Origin of the sequence: Sphingomonas sp., assembly GCF_017744835.1 — a bacterium.
In the GTDB taxonomy this organism is placed as follows: domain Bacteria; phylum Pseudomonadota; class Alphaproteobacteria; order Sphingomonadales; family Sphingomonadaceae; genus Sphingomonas.
Genome location: NZ_JAGIAM010000001.1, coordinates 417,748 through 438,700, shown reverse-complemented (window position 1 = coordinate 438,700; position 20,953 = coordinate 417,748). Strand labels below are relative to the sequence as shown.

19 protein-coding genes are annotated in these 20,953 nt (G+C 66.5%); 13 read left to right on the top strand and 6 right to left on the bottom strand.

Features of this window, described 5'->3' with window-relative positions:
* The first annotated feature begins 3 nt into the window (after positions 1-3).
* The 12 genes from infB to J7500_RS01955 all read left to right on the top strand — a co-directional run bounded on the left by infB (position 4) and on the right by J7500_RS01955 (position 12,946).
* On the top strand, positions 4-2,700 hold the full coding sequence (gene infB, locus J7500_RS02010) for a translation initiation factor IF-2 (RefSeq protein WP_294059563.1): 2,697 nt from the start codon (positions 4-6) through the stop codon (positions 2,698-2,700).
* A gap of 107 nt (positions 2,701-2,807) precedes the next feature.
* Positions 2,808-3,230: a PaaI family thioesterase gene (locus J7500_RS02005; protein WP_294059561.1), complete on the top strand. Its 423-nt coding sequence runs from the start codon at positions 2,808-2,810 to the stop codon at positions 3,228-3,230.
* 2 nt (positions 3,231-3,232) lie between these two features.
* Positions 3,233-3,634, top strand: a complete 402-nt coding sequence (gene rbfA / locus J7500_RS02000) for a 30S ribosome-binding factor RbfA (protein ID WP_294059559.1) — start codon at positions 3,233-3,235, stop codon at positions 3,632-3,634.
* A gap of 88 nt (positions 3,635-3,722) precedes the next feature.
* Positions 3,723-4,307 (top strand): thymidine kinase, encoded by a 585-nt coding sequence (locus J7500_RS01995; protein ID WP_294059557.1) that lies wholly within the window; start codon positions 3,723-3,725, stop codon positions 4,305-4,307.
* A gap of 36 nt (positions 4,308-4,343) precedes the next feature.
* The gene (locus J7500_RS01990) at positions 4,344-4,727 is read left to right on the top strand and encodes a DUF6491 family protein (RefSeq protein WP_294059556.1); all 384 of its coding nucleotides are present in this window, start codon (positions 4,344-4,346) and stop codon (positions 4,725-4,727) included.
* 38 nt (positions 4,728-4,765) lie between these two features.
* Positions 4,766-5,659 carry a tRNA pseudouridine(55) synthase TruB gene (gene truB, locus J7500_RS01985; protein ID WP_294059554.1) on the top strand — a complete coding sequence of 298 codons (894 nt, stop codon included), beginning with the start codon at positions 4,766-4,768 and terminating at the stop codon, positions 5,657-5,659.
* A gap of 21 nt (positions 5,660-5,680) precedes the next feature.
* Positions 5,681-5,950: a 30S ribosomal protein S15 gene (rpsO, locus tag J7500_RS01980; protein ID WP_294059552.1), complete on the top strand. Its 270-nt coding sequence runs from the start codon at positions 5,681-5,683 to the stop codon at positions 5,948-5,950.
* Positions 5,951-6,102: 152 nt separating this feature from the next.
* Positions 6,103-8,478 carry a polyribonucleotide nucleotidyltransferase gene (gene pnp / locus J7500_RS01975; RefSeq protein ID WP_294059551.1) on the top strand — a complete coding sequence of 792 codons (2,376 nt, stop codon included), beginning with the start codon at positions 6,103-6,105 and terminating at the stop codon, positions 8,476-8,478.
* A gap of 671 nt (positions 8,479-9,149) precedes the next feature.
* Entirely contained in the window at positions 9,150-9,866 is a 717-nt protein-coding gene (locus J7500_RS01970; RefSeq protein WP_294059550.1) for an ABC-three component system protein, read from the top strand.
* Entirely contained in the window at positions 9,863-10,111 is a 249-nt protein-coding gene (locus tag J7500_RS01965; protein WP_294059548.1) for an ABC-three component system middle component 6, read from the top strand. The genes J7500_RS01970 and J7500_RS01965 overlap by 4 nt, the downstream gene beginning before the upstream one ends.
* Positions 10,108-11,865: an ABC-three component system protein gene (locus tag J7500_RS01960; protein WP_294059546.1), complete on the top strand. Its 1,758-nt coding sequence runs from the start codon at positions 10,108-10,110 to the stop codon at positions 11,863-11,865. Before J7500_RS01965 ends, J7500_RS01960 begins: the two co-directional genes overlap by 4 nt.
* A 286-nt stretch (positions 11,866-12,151) precedes the next feature.
* The gene (locus tag J7500_RS01955; RefSeq protein WP_294059544.1) at positions 12,152-12,946 is read left to right on the top strand and encodes a hypothetical protein; all 795 of its coding nucleotides are present in this window, start codon (positions 12,152-12,154) and stop codon (positions 12,944-12,946) included.
* A gap of 4 nt (positions 12,947-12,950) precedes the next feature.
* Here the strand turns inward: J7500_RS01955 and recF are convergent, their stop codons facing one another.
* Entirely contained in the window at positions 12,951-14,012 is a 1,062-nt protein-coding gene (gene recF / locus J7500_RS01950; RefSeq protein WP_294059543.1) for a DNA replication/repair protein RecF, read from the bottom strand.
* A gap of 41 nt (positions 14,013-14,053) precedes the next feature.
* Positions 14,054-14,815, bottom strand: a complete 762-nt coding sequence (locus J7500_RS01945; RefSeq protein WP_294059541.1) for a Coq4 family protein — start codon at positions 14,813-14,815, stop codon at positions 14,054-14,056.
* A gap of 123 nt (positions 14,816-14,938) precedes the next feature.
* On the opposite strand from J7500_RS01945, the gene J7500_RS01940 reads away from it, so the two are divergent.
* Positions 14,939-15,280 (top strand): hypothetical protein, encoded by a 342-nt coding sequence (locus J7500_RS01940; RefSeq protein WP_294059539.1) that lies wholly within the window; start codon positions 14,939-14,941, stop codon positions 15,278-15,280.
* Positions 15,281-15,476: 196 nt separating this feature from the next.
* Here J7500_RS01940 and J7500_RS01935 read toward each other — a convergent pair whose 3' ends face one another.
* The 4 genes from J7500_RS01935 to J7500_RS01920 form a co-directional block, all read right to left on the bottom strand.
* Positions 15,477-18,041, bottom strand: a complete 2,565-nt coding sequence (locus J7500_RS01935) for an alkaline phosphatase family protein (RefSeq protein WP_294059537.1) — start codon at positions 18,039-18,041, stop codon at positions 15,477-15,479.
* 191 nt (positions 18,042-18,232) lie between these two features.
* On the bottom strand, positions 18,233-19,345 hold the full coding sequence (gene dnaN, locus J7500_RS01930; protein ID WP_294059534.1) for a DNA polymerase III subunit beta: 1,113 nt from the start codon (positions 19,343-19,345) through the stop codon (positions 18,233-18,235).
* A 133-nt stretch (positions 19,346-19,478) separates the two neighbouring features.
* On the bottom strand, positions 19,479-20,135 hold the full coding sequence (locus tag J7500_RS01925; protein WP_294059533.1) for a porin family protein: 657 nt from the start codon (positions 20,133-20,135) through the stop codon (positions 19,479-19,481).
* 153 nt (positions 20,136-20,288) lie between these two features.
* Positions 20,289-20,849, bottom strand: coding sequence for a porin family protein (locus J7500_RS01920; protein WP_294059531.1), 561 nt, complete (start codon positions 20,847-20,849; stop codon positions 20,289-20,291).
* Positions 20,850-20,953 lie beyond the last annotated feature (104 nt).

Below are 20,953 nucleotides of genomic sequence, written 5' to 3'. Positions count from 1 at the left end.
CGCATGAGCGACACGGACAACGATAAGCCGAAACTGGGCATGCGCGCGCCGCTGGGACTGAAGCGCACGGTCGAGACGGGCAAGGTGAAGCAGAGCTTCAGCCATGGCCGCTCGAATACCGTGGTCGTGGAGGTCAAGCGCCGTCGCGTGCTGGGTCCCCAGTCCGGCGATGCGCAGCCGCAGCAGGCAGAGGCCGCCCCGCCTCCGCCGCCGGCCGCGCCTGCGCCCGCTCCGCGGCCCGCAGCCCCTGCGCCGCGCCCCGCGGTCTCGAACGAGACTCCGCAGGAGCGCCAGACGCGTCTGCTGCGCGAGGCCGAAGAGCAGCGCATGAACGCGCTCGAGGAAGGGCGTCGCCGCGAGGAGCGCGAGCGTGCCGAGGCCGCCGAGGCCGAAGCCCGCCGCCTCGAGGAGCGCGCGCGCGCCGAGGCCGAGGCCGCCAAGGCGCCCAAGGAAGAGCCCAAGGCTCCCGAGCCCGCGCCGGCTCCGGTCGCGGCCCCGACGCCTGCGCCCGCACCCGCCCCGGCTCCGGCTCCTGCGCCCAAGCCCGCGCCCCAGCCCGTGACGCTGCAGCTCGACCCGAGCCTGCCCGCGCCGCGCCGCTTCACGCCGGTCCAGCGCCCCGAAATCCCCAAGCCGCAGCCCAAGCCCGAGCCGCAGCGCCAGGAGCGCGAGGCGTCGACGCCGGCACCCGCCGCCAGCGCCGCACCCTCGCCTTCGCGGCCCGCGCCGACGGGCGGCCTGCCGCCGCGCCGCGGCCCCGAGCCCGCGCGTCCCTCGCGCGATCGCAAGGGCGACGACCGGCGCCAGTCGGGCAAGCTCACCGTCAATCGCGCGCTCGGCGGCGACGACGGCGCGCGTGCGCGCAGCCTCGCGGCGCTCAAGCGTGCGCGTGAGAAGGAGCATCGCCGCTCTTATGGCGGTCCGCGCGAGCCCCAGGCCAAGCAGGTCCGCGACGTGGTCGTCCCCGAGGCGATCACCGTCCAGGAACTCGCCAACCGTATGGCCGAGAAGGGCGCCGACCTGGTGAAGGCGCTGTTCAAGATGGGCATGCCGGTCACCGTCAACCAGACGATCGACCAGGATACCGCCGAGCTGCTCGTCACCGAGTTCGGGCACAACATCCAGCGCGTCAGCGAGAGCGACGTCGACATCGCGGTCGACACCAGCGAGGATCCGGCGGATCAGCTCCAGCCGCGCCCGCCGGTGGTGACGATCATGGGCCATGTCGATCACGGCAAGACCTCGCTGCTCGATGCGCTGCGCGGCACCGACGTGGTCAAGGGCGAGGCCGGTGGCATCACCCAGCACATCGGCGCCTATCAGGTCACGCTGAAGGACAAATCGAAGGTCACCTTCCTCGACACGCCGGGCCACGAGGCCTTCACCGAGATGCGCGCGCGCGGTGCCAACGTCACCGACATCGTCGTGCTCGTGGTGGCGGCGAACGACGGGCTGATGCCGCAGACGATCGAGGCGATCAATCACACCAAGGCGGCGGGCGTGCCGATGATCGTGGCGATCAACAAGATCGACCTCGACAGCGCCAACCCGCAGCGCGTGCGCGAGCGTCTGCTCGAGCATGAAGTGATCGTCGAGGAGATGGGCGGCGAGACGCAGGACGTCGAAGTCTCGGCGCTCAAGAAGATCGGTCTCGACCAGCTGATCGAGAAGATCCAGCTTCAGGCCGAACTGCTCGACCTCAAGGCCAACCCCGATCGCGCCGCCGAAGGCACGGTGATCGAGGCCAAGCTCGACAAGGGCCGCGGCCCGGTCGCGACGATCCTCGTCAACCGCGGCACGCTCAAGGTCGGCGACGTGTTCGTCGTCGGCGCCGAGAGCGGCAAGGTCCGTGCGCTGGTCGACGACAAGGGTCGCCAGGTCAAGGAAGCCGGCCCGGCGATGCCGGTCGAGGTGCTCGGCCTCTCGGGCGTGCCGATGGCGGGCGATCCGCTGCAGGTCGTCGAGAACGAGGCGCGTGCCCGCGAGGTCGCGGAGTACCGCGCCGGCGTGATCCAGCAGAAGCGCACCACCAACGCGCCCGCGAGCCTCGAGAGCATGTTCTCGGCGCTCAAGGAGAAGCAGGCGCAGGAATATCCGGTGGTGGTCAAGGCCGACACCCAGGGCACGGTCGAGGCGATCGTGGGCGCGCTCAACAAGATCTCGACCGACGACATCAAGGTGCGCATCCTGCACTCGGGCGTCGGCGGCATCACCGAGAGCGACGTGACGCTCGCCGGGGCGTCCGGCGCGCCGATCATCGGCTTCAACGTCCGCGCCAACGCCAAGGCGCGCGAGATCGCCGAGCGCAACAAGGTCGCGCTGAAATACTATGACGTGATCTACGACCTCACCGACGAGATCCGCGCCGGCATGGCCGGCCAGCTCGGCCCCGAGGCGTTCGAGACGGTCGTCGGCCGCGCCGAGATCAAGGAAGTCTTCTCGGCGGGCAAGCACGGCAAGGCGGCGGGTCTGCTCGTCACCGACGGCGTCATCCGCAAGGCGCTCAAGGCGCGCATCACCCGCGAGGATGTCATCATCTACTCGGGCGAGATCGCGTCGCTGCGTCGCTTCAAGGACGACGTCGCCGAAGTCCGCGCGGGCCTCGAATGCGGTGTCACGTTCAGCCAGAACTTCACCGACATCAAGGCAGGCGACTATCTCGAGACGTTCGAAGTCGAGCTGCGCGAACGCACGCTGTAACAACTAGCCCTCTACCCGCCGGGGAGAGGGTTGGGAGAGGGGCAGGACGGGATAGTGCGCTGCACTTCCCCTCTCCCCGGCCCTCTCCCCCGGTGGGGAGAGGGAGAATGGCGGCTTCGATCTTCGACGATTTCCCATCGCCCTCCTCCGCCCGGCTGCTCGGCTGGGAGCTGCGCGGGTTCGATGCGGAGACGAAGACGATCGAGATCGGCTTCGCGATCGACGATCGTTTCCTCAACCCGGCGGGGACGGTGCAGGGCGGCTTCCTTGCCGCGATGCTCGACGACACCCAGGGGCCGGCGCTGTTCGCCGCGACCGACGGGCAGGTCTATGCGCCGACGATCGACTTCCATATCGTCTGCCTGAGGCCGGCGCTTCCGGGGCGGTTTCTCGGCCGCGGGCGCGTCGTGAATGTCGGCAAGACGATCGCGGTGACCGAGGCGGAATTGTTCGACGAAGGCGGCGATCTGGTCGCCCGCGGCACGTTTACCGGCCGCGTCAGGGAAGGCGCGATGGCGCGCCGGGATTGAAGATGAAGCAGAACCAGACCAACGAAGACCGCTCCGTCCGCGTGCTCCGCGTCGGCGAGCAGGTGCGCCATGTGCTGAGCGAAATCCTCCAGCGCGGCGACGTGCACGACGATGTGCTGGCGAAGCACATGGTCTCGATCACCGAAGTGCGCATGTCGCCCGACCTGCGCCACGCCACCGTCTTCGTGAAGCCGCTGCTCGGCAAGGACGAGGAAGTGGTGATCAAGGCGCTGCGCACCAACACCGCCTATCTCCAGCGCGAGGTCGCGCATCGCGTGAAGATGAAATACGCCGCCAGGCTCAAGTTCCTCGCGGACGAGAGCTTCGACGAGGGCAGCCACATCGACAAGCTGCTGCGCGATCCCAAGGTGGCGCAGGACCTGGGCGACGACGCCGAGGACTGAGGCCGGGCATCGCGGCGCGCGCGGCTTTTCCACAGTTTACCCGCCCGCGGGCTAGCATTCGGCATCCGCCGGGGATCAATAGAGCGCCATGGCCAAGCTCTATTTCTACTATGCCTCGATGAACGCGGGCAAATCGACCACGCTGCTCCAGGCCGATTTCAACTATCGCGAGCGCGGCATGCGCACGCTGCTGTTCACCGCCGGTGTGCACGATCGCGGCGGGCGTGGGGTGATCGATTCGCGGCTCGGGATCCGCGCCAATGCGGTTCCCTTCGAAGCGGATACCGACCTGCGCCTGATCGCCGAGGACGAGCATTTCAAGGCGCCGCTCGCCTGCGTGCTGGTCGATGAAGCGCAGTTCCTCTCCGCCGATCAGGTGCGCCAGCTCGCCGCGCTGTGCGACGAGGACGATATTCCGGTGCTCTGCTATGGCCTGCGCACCGACTTTCAGGGGCGGCTGTTTCCCGGCTCGGCCGAGCTGCTCGCGCTCGCCGATTCGCTCATCGAGATCAAATCGGTGTGCGAATGCGGGCGCAAGGCGACGATGAACCTGCGCGTCGATGCCGCGGGCAATGCGGTTCGCGAGGGGGCGCAGCGCGAGATCGGCGGCAACGAGCGCTATGTCGCGCTCTGTCGCCGGCACTTCATGCAGCGTACAATCGCCGGGGACTAACCTGGACCGACTCGGAGTCGGATTGGAGATGGGACTATGATCAGGCCTGTCGTCACGTCGCTCGTTTCTGCCCTGCTGCTCCTTCCGTGCACAGCGGAGGCACAGAGTACCGCGCGAGTGGATCGCAATCAGGAAGTGTCGATCCCGTTCATCACTCGCGGCCACCCGCGCGCTTTCCGACCCGATCGCGACGGTCGCGGCGTCTATATCCAGAACGCGCGGCGGCAATGGTTCTATGCCCGCTTCTTTACGCGCTGCAATGAACTCCCCTTCGCCACCCGCATCGGCTTTCAGACCTTCGGCGGCGGCAGCACGCTGTCGCGCGGCGACACGATAATCGCTGGCCGCGAGCGCTGCCGCATCGCCAGTATCGTCCGCAGCGACCCGCCGACGCGGCCGAGACGCGCACGGCGCTCCTGACGCTCGCCGTATCGCGCGCGCCGGGCTAAGGCGCGGCGATGCACGGTTGGATCATCATCGACAAACCGCTTGGGCTCGGCTCCACGCAGGTCGTCAGCGCAGTCAAGCGCGCGCTGCGTGAAGGCGGCTATCCCAAGCGCAAGGTGGGGCATGGCGGGACGCTCGATCCGCTCGCCTCGGGCGTTCTGCCGGTAGCGGTGGGCGAGGCGACCAAGCTCGCCGGACGGATGCTCGACAGCGACAAGATCTACGATTTCACCGTGCGCTTCGGCGTGGAGACCGACACCCTCGATGCCGAGGGCCGAGAAGTCGCGACTTCGGACGTGCGACCGACTCCGGCGGAGGCCGAGGTCGTGCTGCCGCGTTTCACCGGGCCGATCGAGCAAGTGCCGCCTGCCTTCTCGGCGCTCAAGGTGGACGGCGCGCGCGCCTATGACCTTGCGCGGGCGGGCGAGGAAGTGACGCTCGCGAGCAGGAGCGTCGTGATCCACGCGCTGACTCCGCATTCGCAGATGGCGAGCGAGCGGCTTGAATCGTTGACGCTCACGGCCCATGTCTCGAAGGGCACCTATATCCGCAGCCTTGCGCGCGACATCGCGCATGCGCTCGGGACGGTGGGGCATGTGACGATGCTCCGGCGCGTGAAGGCGGGCCCATTCGGGCTCGAATCCGCGATTTCGCTGGACAAATTGAACGAAGCCGGTAAGGGCCGCACCCTTGAAGATTGCCTCCTGCCGCTGAGGGCGGGGCTGGACGACATCCCGGCTCTATCCCTCACCCCCGACCAGGCAGGGCTGCTCCGACAGGGGCAGATACTGGCCGGGATCGCCAAGGAAGACGGCCAATATTTTGCGTGCCTGGGGGAAACCCCGATCGCGCTGGTGGAGGCTCTATCCGGAGAGGTCCGGGTGGTCCGAGGCTTCAATCTGTAAAGCGATGTCGAAGGAAAGACTATGTCGATCACTGCCGAGCGCAAGGAAGCGCTCATCAAGGACCACGCCCGCGCCAGCGGCGACACCGGCAGCCCCGAAGTGCAGATCGCGATCCTCACCGAGCGCATCTCGAACCTCACCGAGCACTTCAAGAGCCACGCCAAGGACAACCATTCGCGCCGCGGCCTGCTGATGCTGGTCAACAAGCGCCGTTCGCTCCTCGACTACCTCCGCAAGAAGGACGAGGGACGGTACGCAGAACTCATCGCGAAGCTCGGCCTTCGCAAGTGACCTAAGGGCGCCTTCGGGCGCCCTTTTGCAATGGGCCGCCGGCAATCCGGCCAGCGGCCTCTCAGGGGTGACGATCACTCCGAACCGTACGGGCCGGACAGCCCGCCATAGGCCCCCCGCGTGATAGGCATGTGGGGAGTGAAGGAAATGAAATGTTCGACAAGAAGACCGTATCGATCGAGTGGGGCGGCAAGACGCTGACGCTCGAAACGGGCAAGGTTGCCCGCCAGGCCGACGGCGCGGTGATCGCGACCCTCGGCGAGACCGTGGTGCTGTGCGCCGTCACCGCCGCCAAGAGCGTGAAGGAAGGCCAGGACTTCTTCCCGCTCACCGTCCATTACCAGGAGAAGTTCAGCGCTGCGGGCCGCATCCCCGGCGGCTTCTTCAAGCGCGAGCGCGGCGCGACCGAGAAGGAGACGCTCGTCTCCCGCCTCATCGACCGTCCAATCCGGCCCCTTTTTCCTGAGGGGTTTTATAATGAGATCAACGCCATTGCGCAGGTGCTCTCGTATGACGGCGAGAACGAGCCGGACATCCTGGCGATGGTCGCGGCGAGCGCTGCGCTGACCATTTCGGGCGTGCCCTTCATGGGCCCGATCGGCGCCGCGCGCGTCGGTTACCTCAACGGCGAGTACATCCTCAACCCGACCGACGAGCAGGTCGCCGAGGGCGAGCTCGACCTGGTCGTCGCCGCCACCTACGACGCGGTGATGATGGTCGAATCCGAAGCCAAGGAGCTTTCGGAAGAGATCATGCTCGGCGCCGTGCTGTTCGCGCACGACGCGTGCCGCGAAGTCGTCAAGGCGATCGTCAAGCTCGCCGAGCAGGCCGCCAAGGACCCGTGGGAAATGGCGTCCTCGGACGACAATGCCGCGATCAAGGCCAAGCTCAAGGACCTGATCGGCGCCGACATCGCCGCCGCCTACAAGCTGACCGACAAGTCGGCCCGCTCGAGCGCGCTCAACGAGGCGCGCGCCAAGGCCAAGGCGCAGTTCGTCGAGGACGGCCTCGCCCCGCAGGAAGTCATGGCCGGCATCAAGCTGACCAAGAAGCTCGAGGCCGAGATCGTCCGCACCGCCATCCTCAAGGACGGCAAGCGCATCGATGGCCGCTCGACCACGCAGATCCGCCCGATCGAGGCCGAGGTCCACTTCCTCCCGCGCGCGCATGGCTCGGCGCTGTTCACCCGCGGCGAGACCCAGACGATCGCGACCTGCACGCTCGGCACCAAGGACGCCGAGCAGATGATCGACGGCCTGGGCGGGCTCAGCTACCAGCATTTCATGCTGCACTATAACTTCCCGCCCTATTCGGTCGGCGAAGTGGGCCGCTTCGGCGCGCCGGGCCGCCGCGAAGTCGGCCACGGCAAGCTGGCGTGGCGCGCGCTGCACCCGGTGCTGCCGTCGAAGGACGAGTTCCCCTACACGATCCGCCTGACCAGCGACATCACCGAGTCGAACGGCTCGTCGTCGATGGCATCGGTGTGCGGCGGCAGCCTGGCGCTGATGGACGCGGGCGTGCCGATCAAGCGCCCGGTCAGCGGCATCGCGATGGGCCTGATCCTCGAAGGCAAGGACTATGCGATCCTGAGCGACATCCTGGGCGACGAGGACCACCTCGGCGACATGGACTTCAAGGTGGCGGGCACGTCCGAAGGCATCACCACGATGCAGATGGACATCAAGATCGCCGGCATCACCAAGGAGATCTTCGAGGCCGCGCTCAACCAGGCCAAGGCCGGCCGCGCGCACATCCTCGGCGAGATGAACAAGGCGCTGGGCGAGACCCGCACCGAGCTCAGCGAGCATGCCCCGCGCATCGAGACGATCACGATCGACAAGACCAAGATCCGCGACGTCATCGGCACCGGCGGCAAGGTGATCCGCGAGATCGTCGCCACCACCGGCGCCAAGGTCGACATCGACGACGAGGGCGTGATCAAGATCAGCTCGTCGGACCTCGACCAGATCGAGGCCGCCAAGAAGTGGATCCTCGGCATCGTCGAGGAAGCCGAGGTGGGCAAGATCTACACCGGCAAGGTGGTCAACCTCGTCGATTTCGGCGCGTTCGTGAACTTCATGGGCGGCAAGGACGGCCTCGTCCACGTCTCGGAGATCAAGAATGAGCGCGTCGAGAAGGTCTCGGACGTCCTGAGCGAAGGCCAGGAAGTCAAGGTCAAGGTCCTCGAGATCGATCCGCGCGGCAAGGTCCGCCTGTCGATGCGCGTCGTCGACCAGGAGACCGGCGAGGAGCTGGAAGACACGCGCCCGGCGCGCGAGCCGCGCGAACCGCGCGGTGACCGTGGCGATCGCGGCGACCGTGGCGACCGCCGTCGCGACGGCGGCCGTGGCGGCCGTGGCGGCGAAGGCCGCGGCGGTGATCGCGGTGGCGATCGTGGCCCGCGCGGCGAAGGCCGTGGCGGCGAGCGTGGCGAGCGCGGTCCGCGCCGCGAGCGCTCGGAAGGCAACGACGACAAGGGCGGTGACGACATCGGCCTGCCGGCGTTCCTGACCGGCGGCGACGACTGATCGCTGCTTCGGCCGCAAGGCTGAAATGAAGAGGGCCCCGGGAGACCGGGGCCCTTTTTGTTTTCTCAGGGCAGGGAGACGGAACGTCCGACTATGGGCCGTCTCCTGCCTGTCCATTTGTAGTGGCAAGAACGAGGGAAGCTGCCGTTCGGTCGCGCAATGTGTCGGTCTGCTTCGCGCCTTAAACCCAGTCGTTCAGGCGCCTGGCTATCCGTCCCAAAAGCGGTCGTTCGTTTAAGCGCATCGATGAACACGACGAGGGGAACAGGCCTAGCCGTCTTTGGGTACTCGGGTTCGCTGCAATATGCGAAGGCGTTTGAACGCGAGGGCGATCGCACCTTCCGAATTTACCTAGTCCCGTATGCATGTCGCCTACACCCCGCCGCCAGCTTGATCGCCATTCGGCGAGCATGTAACATTTCCCCTGAGGGGGGGCTCGGTAATTGGGATCGCAAGGATTATCGCCTCAGCAGCTATGGCAATATAAGCTGAGCATTCGCCTCAAATTGTCGAATTCCTACGGAACGGAGTTTCAGGATTTTTTTTCCACCATAATGGAGCGAGCCCACGGCTCAGATTTCATTAGGGTGCGCGCATTTGGGTCTCTTGGCGACAAGGGCTGCGATGGATATTTGCAGACATTGGGTCGCGTTTTCCAATGTTACGGAAAAATGCCCGACGCCGCGATCAACGTCGCCACGCTCGTGAATAAGATCAATGACGATTACACCCTCGCCGGTAATCATTTGAAGGCCATCATGAAGGAATGGCACTTTGGCCATAACCTCCTGAATGGATTTCCGACCGAAGCCGTGTTGGCGCTCGAACAGCTGAAGGCCTCGAACAAGCATCACACTATTGGACTCATCGGTCCGTCGAGACTTGAAGAATATGCTCTCGGACTTGACGGCAACGCGCTGTCGGAGCTTTTCGGACCCGCCGCGACAGCCGAGGATTCCCGTAACCTCAATATGACGGAAGTCGGAGCGCTGATGGATAGCGTGATTTCGGCTATGGACGGCGGAGCCACCAACGATAGCGATCTAAAACCGGTGCCTATCGACAAGCTCGAATTCAACAAGCTCCCCGAGCATTGGTGTGGGCTGATCCGCAGCGGTATCCAAAATGCTCCATATGTCGCGGCGTTCATCGGACAGCATCATGACCCGGAAGCAGGGATGAAAATCGCGGCCGCCTTTAACGAGCGCTATCGCGTGCTGCGTCTAGAAGGCCTTGACCCCGGTGTGATTATGGATCGGCTATATGAGGGGATTACGGGCGTCGGCAGCGTAACCACTCAACGCCAGGTGGCCGCGCACGCGCTGCTCGCGCATCTGTTCGAATCGTGCGACATTTTCGAACGCGAAGCGGAATCGACTGCATCATGATCCTCCCCGACAAACATCTCGATGAAAATCGGGCCTTGCTCGGCGTCGGTGCCGATATTCTAAAGGGGCTGGATAATCCCAGCACTGTCAGCGAGGTCTGGGAGCGGTTCTCCGCTATTCGGAGGCAGAACGCGACAACACAGCCCATATCGTTCGACTGGTTCGCCCAAGCCCTAACATTTCTGTTTGCTATCCACGCGATACGGGTGAAAGATGGGCTGATCGAGCGCGGCGTTGCCGCATGATACGCTCGATCTCCAGCGACCTTCGCACTTTCAAGACGGTCAGCTTTCATGACGGTCTGAACATTCTACTTGCCGACAAATCTCCCAATTCCAGCGACGGTCACACGCGTAACAGCGCTGGCAAAAGCAGCCTGATCGAGATCGTCCAGTTCTTGATGGGAGCGAATGCCACTAAGGACTCGCTCGCCAAACATCCCGAGCTTGAGCAATTTACCTTTACTGGTGAGTTCATGATCGGGGGTCATCAGGTCAGGGCATCCCGGAAGGGTGCCGACGCCGGCAAAATTCTCATGTCGCGAGAAGACGCACAAAAGATTGGTGTCGAGACGAAAGTAGCGAAAGACGGAACGATCTACGTCTCAAACGACATGTGGAAATCTACGTTGGGACACCACATGTTCGCGATGCCATCCGATTCGTGGCAGAGAAAAAACCCGCCCTCGTTCCGCCAGTTATTCCCCTATTTCGCCCGGCGCGCTGGCAGTGGAGGCTATGAACGTCCCGAGAAGACATGGGCCAACGCAAGCCGTGCAGACTACCAGATCAACCTATCCTATCTTTTGGGCCTGGACTGGACCGTCCCCGCTGACTTGGAAAACCTGCGAGAGCGGGAGAAGCAGTTAACCGAACTCCGCAAAGCCAGTAAGGGTGGCGCATTCGATCACTTGGTTGGAACAGTTGCCGAGCTGCGACCCAAGCTTGCGTTGGGAGAGGAGAAGGTCAGCAAACTTCGCTCCGAAATCGAACGCTTTGAGGTCGCGGAGACATATCGCGAACTCTCGGATGAGGCCGCGGGAGCGCGCACGGAAATGTTGCGCCTAGAGCTGCGGGCGGTCACGCTCAAGGACAATATCGAGCGTTTGACCAATGCACTCAACACGCAAGTCCCGCCAGCAGTCAGCAACGTGTCGCGGCTTTATGAAGCCATAGGTATCCAACTTCCCGATATCGCGCGGCGGCGTTTCGAAGATGTCGCAACCTTTCACGCCTCCGTTATTCGCAACCGCAAGGCCTACTTAGAAGCGGAGATCAGCGAAGCTAAGTCCCAACTTGCCTCCGGAGCGTTGCGCAGCCGGCAGCTGAGCGAACGCCGATCCGAGATCCTTACGTTTCTCCAGGGAAAGGGAGCGTTGGAAGATTTTACCTTTCTCCAGACGAGACTCGCGGAGGCCGAGGCCGAGACGGAGTCGCTCCGACAGCGTTACGAGGCAGCGACGCTGCTGGAAGGCAAGGCTACCGAGCTTGAAATTGATCGTGCTAATATCAAGCGGCGGCTCCAATCCGACCACGCTGAGCGAAAGGCACGCATTGATGAATCCATCATCGTCATAGGGAAGCTGATCGCCGAATTATACGACGACCGTACGGGGGAGTTTCAGGTCAGCGTTACGAACAACGGGCCTGAATTTTCGATCTCGATCCAAGGTGACCGCGGCGGCGGCATCTCGAACATCGAAATTTTCTGCTTTGACATTGCGCTTCTCGCCGCGGCTGCAAAGAGACTCGGCGGGCCCGGTTTCCTGATACATGATAGTCACCTGTTTGATCCGGTCGACGAAAGGCAGATCGCACGCGCTGTCAGTCTCGGTGCAGAATACGCGCGCGCCACAAACAGCCAGTATATCGTAGCCCTGAACTCGGACGTGTTTGAGCGTCTCCCTCTTCCCGAAGGCCAAGATTGGACCGCCGCCATTCTTGAGACTCGGCTTTCGGATAACGAAAAGGGAGGTCTTTTCGGCTTCCGCTTCGATTAGGTTTGCGAGCCGCGTCTCGCCCAAACCTTTCTAAGGTCTCCGCCGCGCTCATCGAGAGGCTGGAGATATAGCAGGCGGCCCGATTCGCCGAAACGCATCATTGACGACCACTGGCCGATTATCACCCGATGCCGACGTCCGGTTTTGGGAATGGTGGTCGATACGCCGAGCGGCGAATATTAGGGCGCAAAGCCGCCCTCTCCACTTTCCATTTTCCTACACCCCCGCTTTGCGCATATTTCCTTCGCCTCCACTGAACCCAGGTGAGTCGGGAGGCACATAGCGCATGTCCAGGAAGACGAGCGAAGCGCGGCGGGAGGCTTTCTTTCGCGCGCTGGCGGAGACGGGGAACCAGACGATCGCGGCGGAGCGGGCGAGGGTCTCGCGGAGCTGGATGTCGGTCCATCGGGCGCAGGACCCGGAGTTTCGCGCGCGGATGGAGGCGGCGCTGCTCGAGGCCAAAGCCAGGCTTGAGCGCGGGCGCGGGAGCGTGCGGCCGCCCAGCGGCTGGGGCTCGCTCGACGGCGAGGAGCTGGTCGTGCGCGGGGGCAACGGGCGGCGGGCGCAGATCGCGCGGGCGCGGCTGCGGCAATGGACGCCGCGGGTCGAGGCGCGCTTCCTGGGGGTGCTCGCGGCAACCTGCAACGTGCACGCGGCCTGCGCCGAAGTGGGGCTGTCGCCCGCCTCCGCCTATGTCCACGCGCGGCGCTGGCAGGGCTTTCGGGAGCGCTGGGACGAGGCGCTGGCGATCGGATATCTGCGCGTCGAGATGGGGCTGCTCGCGCAGGTCACCGAGGGCAGCGGCGGCGGCGAGCTGGGGCCCGAGATCGATTGCGATCGGCCGATCGAGCGCATGTCGGCCGACCAGGCGCTGCACCTGCTCCAGCTCTACCAGCACCGCGTCCACGGCGTGGGCAATCGGCCGGGGCGCGCGGCGCGGGTCAAGACGCTCGAGGAAGTGGCGCCAAGCATCCTGCGCAAGATCGCGCTGATCCGGGCGATGGACGAGGCGGAGGCAACGCTCGGCACCGAGCTGCTGGAGCGCGACCGGCGGGAGCTGGCGCGGCGGCGGGGCGGGTGAGGGACTAGCCGATCCGGCCGTCCGCGACGCGGTAGCGCGTGGCTTCGCCGGGGACCGAATCGAACAGCGCGGGCTCGGTGCCGGTCATCCAGACCTGGCCGCGGCCGGCGAGGCGATCGAACAGCGCGGCGCGGCGGCTGGGATCGAGGTGCGCGGCGACTTCGTCGAGGAGGAGGATCGGCGCGCGCGCGGTGCGCTCGGCGACCAGCTCGGCATGGGCGAGGATCAGGCCGAGGAGCAGCGCCTTCTGCTCGCCGGTCGAGCAGAGGTGCGCGGGCTGGGCCTTGCCGAGGTGCGTGACGGCGAGGTCGGCGCGGTGCGGGCCGGCGAGGGTGCGGCCGGCGGCGGCGTCGCGGCGGCGGGAGTCGCGCAGGGTTTGGGCGAGCGCGGCGGCGTCGCCGGCCCAGCCCTCGAGCGCGAGGCCGGCGCGGGCGAAGGGGCCCTCGGGCTGGTCGGCGAGGCGGGCGTCGAGCAGCGCGACGGCCTCGCGGCGGGCGGAGTCGAGCGCGGCGCCGTGCTCGGCCATGCGGGCCTCGAGCGCGGTGAGCCATTCGGGATCGGCGGGGGCGTCGTCGGCGAGGAGGCGGTTGCGCTCGCGCATCGCGGCTTCGTAGCGCGTGGCGTGGTGGGCGTGGCCGGGGGCGAGCGCGAGGGTGAGCCGGTCGAGGAAGCGGCGGCGCTCGGACGCGCCCTCGACGAACAGCCGATCCATCGCGGGGGTGAGCCAGAGGACCGTGACCCATTCGGCGAGCGACGTGGCGGCGGCGGGGGCGGTGTTGATGCGCACCAGGCGGCGCTCGGGGGCGGAGGGCTGGGTGCCGGTGCCGATCTCCGTGTCGCCAAGGCGCGCCGCGACCGCGAAGCCGCCGGGGCCGCCCTGGCGCGCCATGTCGGAGAGCGGTGCGCGGCGCAGGCCCTTGCCGGGGGCGAGGAGCGAGAGCGCTTCGAGGACGTTGGTCTTGCCCGCGCCATTCTCGCCGCTCAGCACCACGAAGCCGGGGCCGGGCGCGAGCACGGCATCGGCGTGGTTGCGGAAATCGGTGAGGACGAGACGCGTGACGGCCATCGAGCCTGCCCTAGCGCAGGCGTGCGGCGGGGGACAGGGCGCTAGATGCCGGTGAGGCCGGCGGCGGCGAGGCTGGCCTGGGCGATGCGATAGGCGCGGGGCTCGGCGATGCGCAGGCGCTGGCGGACGGAGTCGAGGGGCTGGGTGAGGAGCTGCTCGTAATCCTCGCCATGGAGCCAGGCGGCGCGCTTGCCGTGGCGATAGCCCTCGATCACGGCCTTGAGGAAGTCGAGCCTGCCGGTGACGCGGATGCTCTTGAGCGCGGCGCCCAGGGCGATGAAGGCCCAGCCGAGCCCGCCGGTCTGGGCGTAGGAGAAGGCGACGAGGCAGGCCTCGCCGAGGTGCTCGTCGGCCTTGTAGCCGGTGATGACGTGCCAGATGTCGTGGATGTCGCGCTCGCGACGGCCCATCCAGGCATAGGGGTGCTCGAGCTCGAGGCCCTGGTCGCCGATCGCCTCCATGCTGACCTGCGCGAGGCCCTGTGCCGAATAGCCGGTCGAATCGAGGAAGGCGCGATAGGCGGCGCCGACCGAGCCGGCGGGGAAGCTGTCGACCCAGGCGCGGTCCGAGAGGCGCTCGGCGAGCTCGGTGCGGCGATAGGCCATCGCGCCGCCGCCGGGGACCGTCAGCAGCTTGCGATAGTTGCGCTGGGTGACGTCGCCGTTGAGCGCGCGCATGATGCGGAACACCTGCTCGGTGTCATCGCCATTGGCGAGCAGCCGGCGCAGCGCGCGGAGCGCCGTGCCCCACTCGCGCTTGAGCGGGAGACCGGGATTGTACGCGGGAGACGCCTGGCTAGCCATGACTCGCGGTTCCGAATTAACTGACACTAGTGTAAATAGCACGGGCGCGCGGAAAGTTCAATTCGCCCCGCCGCAACGAAAATGCACTCCAACCGTTGCTGCGGCGTAACAGGGAGCCGAGCAATGCGCATGCGCACTCTCGCCGTGGCCGCCGGGCTGATGCTCGCGGCGTGCGGCCCCACCGACCCGCGCGAGGCACGCATCGACAACATCCAGGACCAGGCCGCCGCCGCGGCCGACGCGATCACCGACGCGTCGCGCAACGAAGTCAGCCGGATCCGCGGCGAGGCCGAGGCGCTGGAGCAGCAGGCGGGGACGATCAACGGCTTCGAGGCCGCGCGGCTCCAGGCGCGGGCCGAGGGACTGCGCGAGGAAGCGCAGGTGGTGGAGAAGCAAGGCAAGGCCAAGGCGCGGGCAGTGCGCGACGAGGCACGCGCGCAAGTCAGCGCGATCCGGGCGGAATAGGGGAAGGAAAGAGGGAGTCGCGATGCAGGCCGGACGGCGGAAAAGGGATGACGCCGCCCGGCCCGCAACCCGAATGGTGCGACCCACCGAGTCTGCGCATTCTTGCAAATATGTTGCACAGCGCCAACTAGGGGCAATTGCCTAACGGCCGCCGTAACGACTGGCGTTCGGGCCCGTTTTGGGACGCGAGAAGCGGTCAATCGTCCTTGTCGCGGGCGTCGTCATCGTCGTCGCTGACGTCGATCAGTGGCCGGAAACGGTGCACCGGGGCCGGCATTTCGGAGTCGGCGCCGCGGACGCTCTTCCACACGATCTCGTTGAGCGCGAGCATCGGCGCGCGGTCGACGTCGGAAAAGTCCATCCGCGCGCTCTCCTTCGCGCCCACTGCGTCGGGCGCGTTCTTCGCCATGACGTCGACCTGCGGCGCGATCGCAGTGAAGGGCGTGGTGTCGGGCGCGACGCCGAAGCTCGCGTAGAGCGGCATCGCGGCCGCGTCATATTGGCTCATCGGCGGCAGGCCGAGCAGCAGCTCGATCGAGCGGACGAACGAGCTGGTCGAATAGAGCGTGCTGTCGACAATGCCGCGGCGCGTATAGGGGCTGAGCACCAGGCCCACCGTGCGGCGTGCGTCGACATGGTCGGCGCCGTCCTGCGCGTCGTCCTCGATGATGAAGATCGCGGTCTCGGGCCAATAGCGGCTGTGGCTCACTGCGTCGACGAGCTGGCCGATCGCCTGGTCGTTGTTGGCGACCATCGCCGTCGGCGTGAAGGCGCCCGCCTTGGTGCCGCGGGTATGATCCTCGGGCATCGACATCACGACATAGTTGGGCAGGCGCTTGTTCGGATCGGCGCTGTCGTAATTGGCCTCATAGTCGCGGAATTCGCGCAGGAAGACGGCGAGGCGATCGGTGTCGCGGGTGACTTCGATGCCGGTGAGATAATCCTTGGAGACATGGCCCACCAGCGCCTCGGCGCCCGGGGCGGCCTCCATCGTGTTGCCGGTGCTCGCGCGCGCGGCATTCTCGCCATAGGAGCGATAGGTCAGCCCCTTGCGCCGGGCGACGTCCCACAGCCGGCCGCTGGCGGGGACGAAGGCGCGGACATTGTAGTTGGCGACGCTGTGCCCGCCATAGGCGGCGGGCCACTGCTTCTCGTTGAAGTCGGTCGCATAGGCGGCGTTCGACCAGCTGTGGCCGTCGACGCTGACTTCGCCATCGGCATAGAGATTGTCGAGCGTGACATAGGCCTTTGCCAGCGCATGCTGGTTGGGCGTCACCTTCTCGCCGAAGATCGCCAGCCGCGGATCGCCGTTGGTGCCGGGGAGATCGCCGAACACCTGATCGTAGGTGCGGTTCTCCTTGATGATGTAGATGACGTGGCGGATCGGCGAAGTTTCGCCGACGCGCTGAGGCAGGATGCTCGGCGTGGTCGCCGGGCGTGCCTCGGCAAGCAGCGAATCATGATAGGGCGTGTTCTGCGTCACCTGGCGCGTCCAGCCGGGAAGCCTGGCGATCAGCTGGGCGAGGGGCAGCGTCTCGATGCTGCCGGTCTGCAGCGTCTTGATGCTGACCCTGGGCTCGTCGGGATCGCCGCTCTGCCCGGCGAGCGGGCTGTGCGGGCCGGTCGGATCGGGCCAGGCCTGCTCGCCCTTGGCCGTCCCGATGAACAGCGTGCGGCCCTTGTCCGCGAGCGTCAGCGCCGAGGGGTACCAGCCCGTCGGCACGAAGCCGATCACTGCGCTGTGCGAACGGTTGGCGATCGTCGCGACGGCGAGCGAATTATTGTCGGCATTGGCGATGTAGAGCAGCTTGCGCGCGTCGTCGACGGCGAGCGCGTCGGGCGTCGAGCCTTCGGGCGCGAGCGGCGTCTGGGTGGTCGAGATCCGCTCGGTGACGCGCAGCGTGGCGGTGTCGATCACATGCACGCTGTTGTCGTTCGAGCAGGCGACGAACAGCCGCCCGTCGGCGGACAGCTTCATGTCGTTGGGATTCATGCCGACGTGCAGCGTGCGGATCACCTGGTTGGTGGCGGTGTCGATCACGCTGACCGACTCGCTCGACCAGTTGGAGACGAAAAGGCGCCTGCCGTCGGGCGTGAGCACCAGCTGGTAGGGCGACACTTCGACCGGGATGCGCGTGACGATCGCGCGGGTCCTGGCGTCGAACACCACGATGTTGCCCGGGCCGGGGCCCATCAGATTCGCGGCATAGAGCAGGTCCCTGCCCGGCAGATAGGCGAGGCCCGACCACCAGACCTGCTTGGGGCCGATCGTCTCGCGCAGCGCCGCGCCCGCGTCTTCGGTCAGCCGGCCGCCGGCGTAGCGGAAGGCGCGGATCGGGGCGACCGGATCGGCCTTGTTGCGCGCGCCCGAAGCGTTGCCGCCCGAGACATAGAGCGTGCGGCCGTCGCCCGACCAGGCGAGCCCGACATAGGCCGAGGACAGCGCGATGTGCTGGACCGGCTTTTGCGTGCGCGCGTCGAGCAGGTCGATCCCATGCGGCTGGAAGCCTGCATTGATCGAGACGATCGTCTTGCCGTCGGGCGCGGGCGAGAGGTTCATGACCATGTCGCCGGTGGTCGCGACCGTCTTGCCCGCAGGGGTGATACGCCAGCCGTTGGGCAGGTTCGCGCCGCCGGCGAAGGGGGCAGGGGTCTGGGGCGCAGGGGACTGCTGCGCCTGGGCGGCCGCAGGGGTGGCAAGGGCCAGCAGCGAAGCGGCGGCAAGCGCGGCGGCGAGCGGGCGCCGGCGGTCAACGATCATCGAAATCCCCTGTCATGCGGACGCCGGAAATGACGCCGCGCGGCACCGGAGCGGTGCGCAGGAGAGCAAGATCCGACCTGTTTCGCTGCGAGCCCGGTACACGCCCGCGCGCTAGCCGCGCTATGCGACAGCTGCGTGACGTGCTCCGAGGGACATCCGGATGCGGCGCCGGGCCGGAGCCCGAGCGCCGATCAGACGCGCATCGGCATCAGCACATAGAGCGCCGGCGAGGTGTCGTTCTCGCGGATCAGCGTCGGGGCGGCGGCGTCGGCGAGGTGGACCTCGACCGTGTCGCCCTCGATCTGGCCGAGGATGTCCATCAGGTAGCGGCTGTTGAAGCCGATCTCGAAAGGCAGCGCGGCATAGTCGCCGGGGACTTCCTCGGCTGCGGCGCCGTTCTCGGGGCTGGTCACCGAGAGGATCACCTTGTCGCGATCCAGCGCCATCTTGACCGCACGGGTCTTTTCGGTGGCGATCGTCGAGACGCGGTCGACGCCCGCCATCAGACTCTTGGGGTCGAGCTTGAGCAGCTTGTCGTTCGCGGTCGGGATGACGCGGCTGTAATCGGGGAAGGTGCCGTCGATCAGCTTCGAGGTGAGGATCGCCTGGCCGAGATCGAAGCGGATCTTCGAGCCCGAGAGCGAGACGCCGACCGAGCCGTCGACTTCCTCGAGCAGCTTGCGCAGCTCGGCGACGCACTTACGCGGCACGATCACGTCGGGCATCGATTCGGCGCCGTCGGGGCGCCCCACGGTGACGCGCGCGAGACGGTGACCGTCGGTGGCGGCGGCGCGCAGCAGCGGCGTGGCCTCGTCGGTCACATGGAGGAAGATGCCGTTGAGATAGTAGCGCGTCTCTTCGGTCGAGATGGCGAAGCGCGTCTTGTCGATGATCTGCTTGAGCGTCTCGGCGGGCAGCTCGAAGGTGACGGGGAGGTCGCCCTCGGCGATCATCGGGAAATCGTCGCGCGGCAGCGTCGCCAGCGTGAACTTGGCGCGGCCGGCGTTGACGGTGATCCGGCCTTCCGCGGCCGACAGCTCGACCTGCGCGCCCTCGGGCAGCTTGCGCACGATGTCGAACAAAGTGTGCGCCGAGACGGTGATCGCGCCCGGCTGGTCGACAGCGGCGGGAATGGTCTCGTCGATCTGCAGGTCGAGATCGGTGGCCATCAGCCGCATCGTGCCGCCGGCCTGCGCCTCGATCAGCACGTTGGACAGGATGGGGATCGTATTGCGCCGCTCGACCACGGACTGGACGTGGCTCAAGCCCCTCAACAGAGTTGCGCGTTCGATCGTCGCCTTCATGCCTTCATAACCCCCGAGGCCGCGTCGAATCCGCGGTCGCCATATGGTTGTTCATATTCTCTAACGGCAAAAAGGGCCGGGGCAAGCGCCCCGACCCTTCTTCCACGCCAATTTTGGTGCGGTGCGGCCAGCGTCAGAAGCGAACGCCGAGGCCGGCGACGATCTGGTGGCGATCGGTGTCCACGCCGAACCTGTTGGTCGTGGTGCCGTCGCTGTACTGGAAATCGCCCTTGGTATAGTTCGAGTAGCGATACTCGACCTTGCCGTACATGTTGTTGCCGAGCGACTTCTCGACGCCCGCGCCGAGGCGCCAGCCGTCGAGCTGGAAGTTCTGATCCTCGAGCTCGGTCGAGCCGTCGGCGGCGAGCACGTTGAGGCGGGCATTGGTGTAGCCGCCCTTGGCATAGAGCAGCGTGCCGGGGCTGACGGGAACGCCGACGCGGACGCCGGCATAGATGTCGCGGCCCGCGGTCACCGAACCATAGCCGAAGGTGTTGGGATCGGCGCGGTTGATCCGGGTCTTGGCGGTCGAATCGCTGAGCTCGGCCTCGACGCCGAGCACGACGCCGCCCACCGGCAGGTCATAGCCGGCCTCGACGCCGTAGAGGAAGCCTTCGGCGCTCTGGTCGTCACCCCGGACGTCGGTGTCCTCGGAGCTGCCCGGGCGGGTGATGTCGAGGCCGCCGACGACGCCGACGCGGAAGCCGCTGGGAGTGTCCTGGGCCATGGCGGGGGCGACGAAGAGAGTCGCCGCAGCAAGCGCCGAAGCGGCCAGAAGATGGGTACGCATAACTAACTCCTTGATACCGGACCCGTCTTGCGGGCGGGTCGGCGGGCATAACTAGGCGGGGGAGTCAGGGGTTGCATGAACCTGGGATAAACGCGGGGAAGCGTGGCATTTTCGCAACAACCGGGCGCCGCGCGGGCGCCCGGTTGCCGAGGCTCAGAAGCGGATGCCGAGCCCGCCGACGAGCTGGTGCCGCTCGCCGCCGCCGTAGTCGCTGAAGCGATATTCGGTCTTGAGATAGGCCTTGTCGGTCAGCCGGACCTCGGCGCCGGCGCCGAGCCGGTAGCCGCCGTCGATGCCGCTCGCGTCCTGGTTTTCGGTCGGCGAATGATATTCGACGTTGCTGCGCAGGTTGGTGTAGCCCGCCTTGGCATAGAGCAGGGTGTTCGAACCGGCGACGATGCCGATGCGCCCGCCGATGTAGAGATCGCGGCCGAGCGTGCCGCGGAACGAGGTGTCGGGCGCGAGCTGAAGGTCTTCCTTGAGCGTCGAGCCGGTGATTTCGCCTTCGATGCCGAAGACGGTGTTCGCGCGCCGCACGTCATAGCCGAGCGCCGCGCCATAGGTCGCGCCGTCGCGCATGTCGCCGCCGGGAACATCGGCATGATCCCAGCCGGCGATCACTTCGGCGCGCGGGCCTTCGAAGCTCTGGGACTGCGCGAAGGCGGGCGTCGCCAGCGCCGACGCCGCGAGCGCGGCGAGGAGAAGCTTTTGCATGAGATACTCCATTGTTCGGGTGTGCTCCCAAGGGGGCGGGAGCAGTCGTGTCGTTGCCGTAACGAAGCTGTTCGTTGACTGAACGAAACGAGGCGGAAATATGG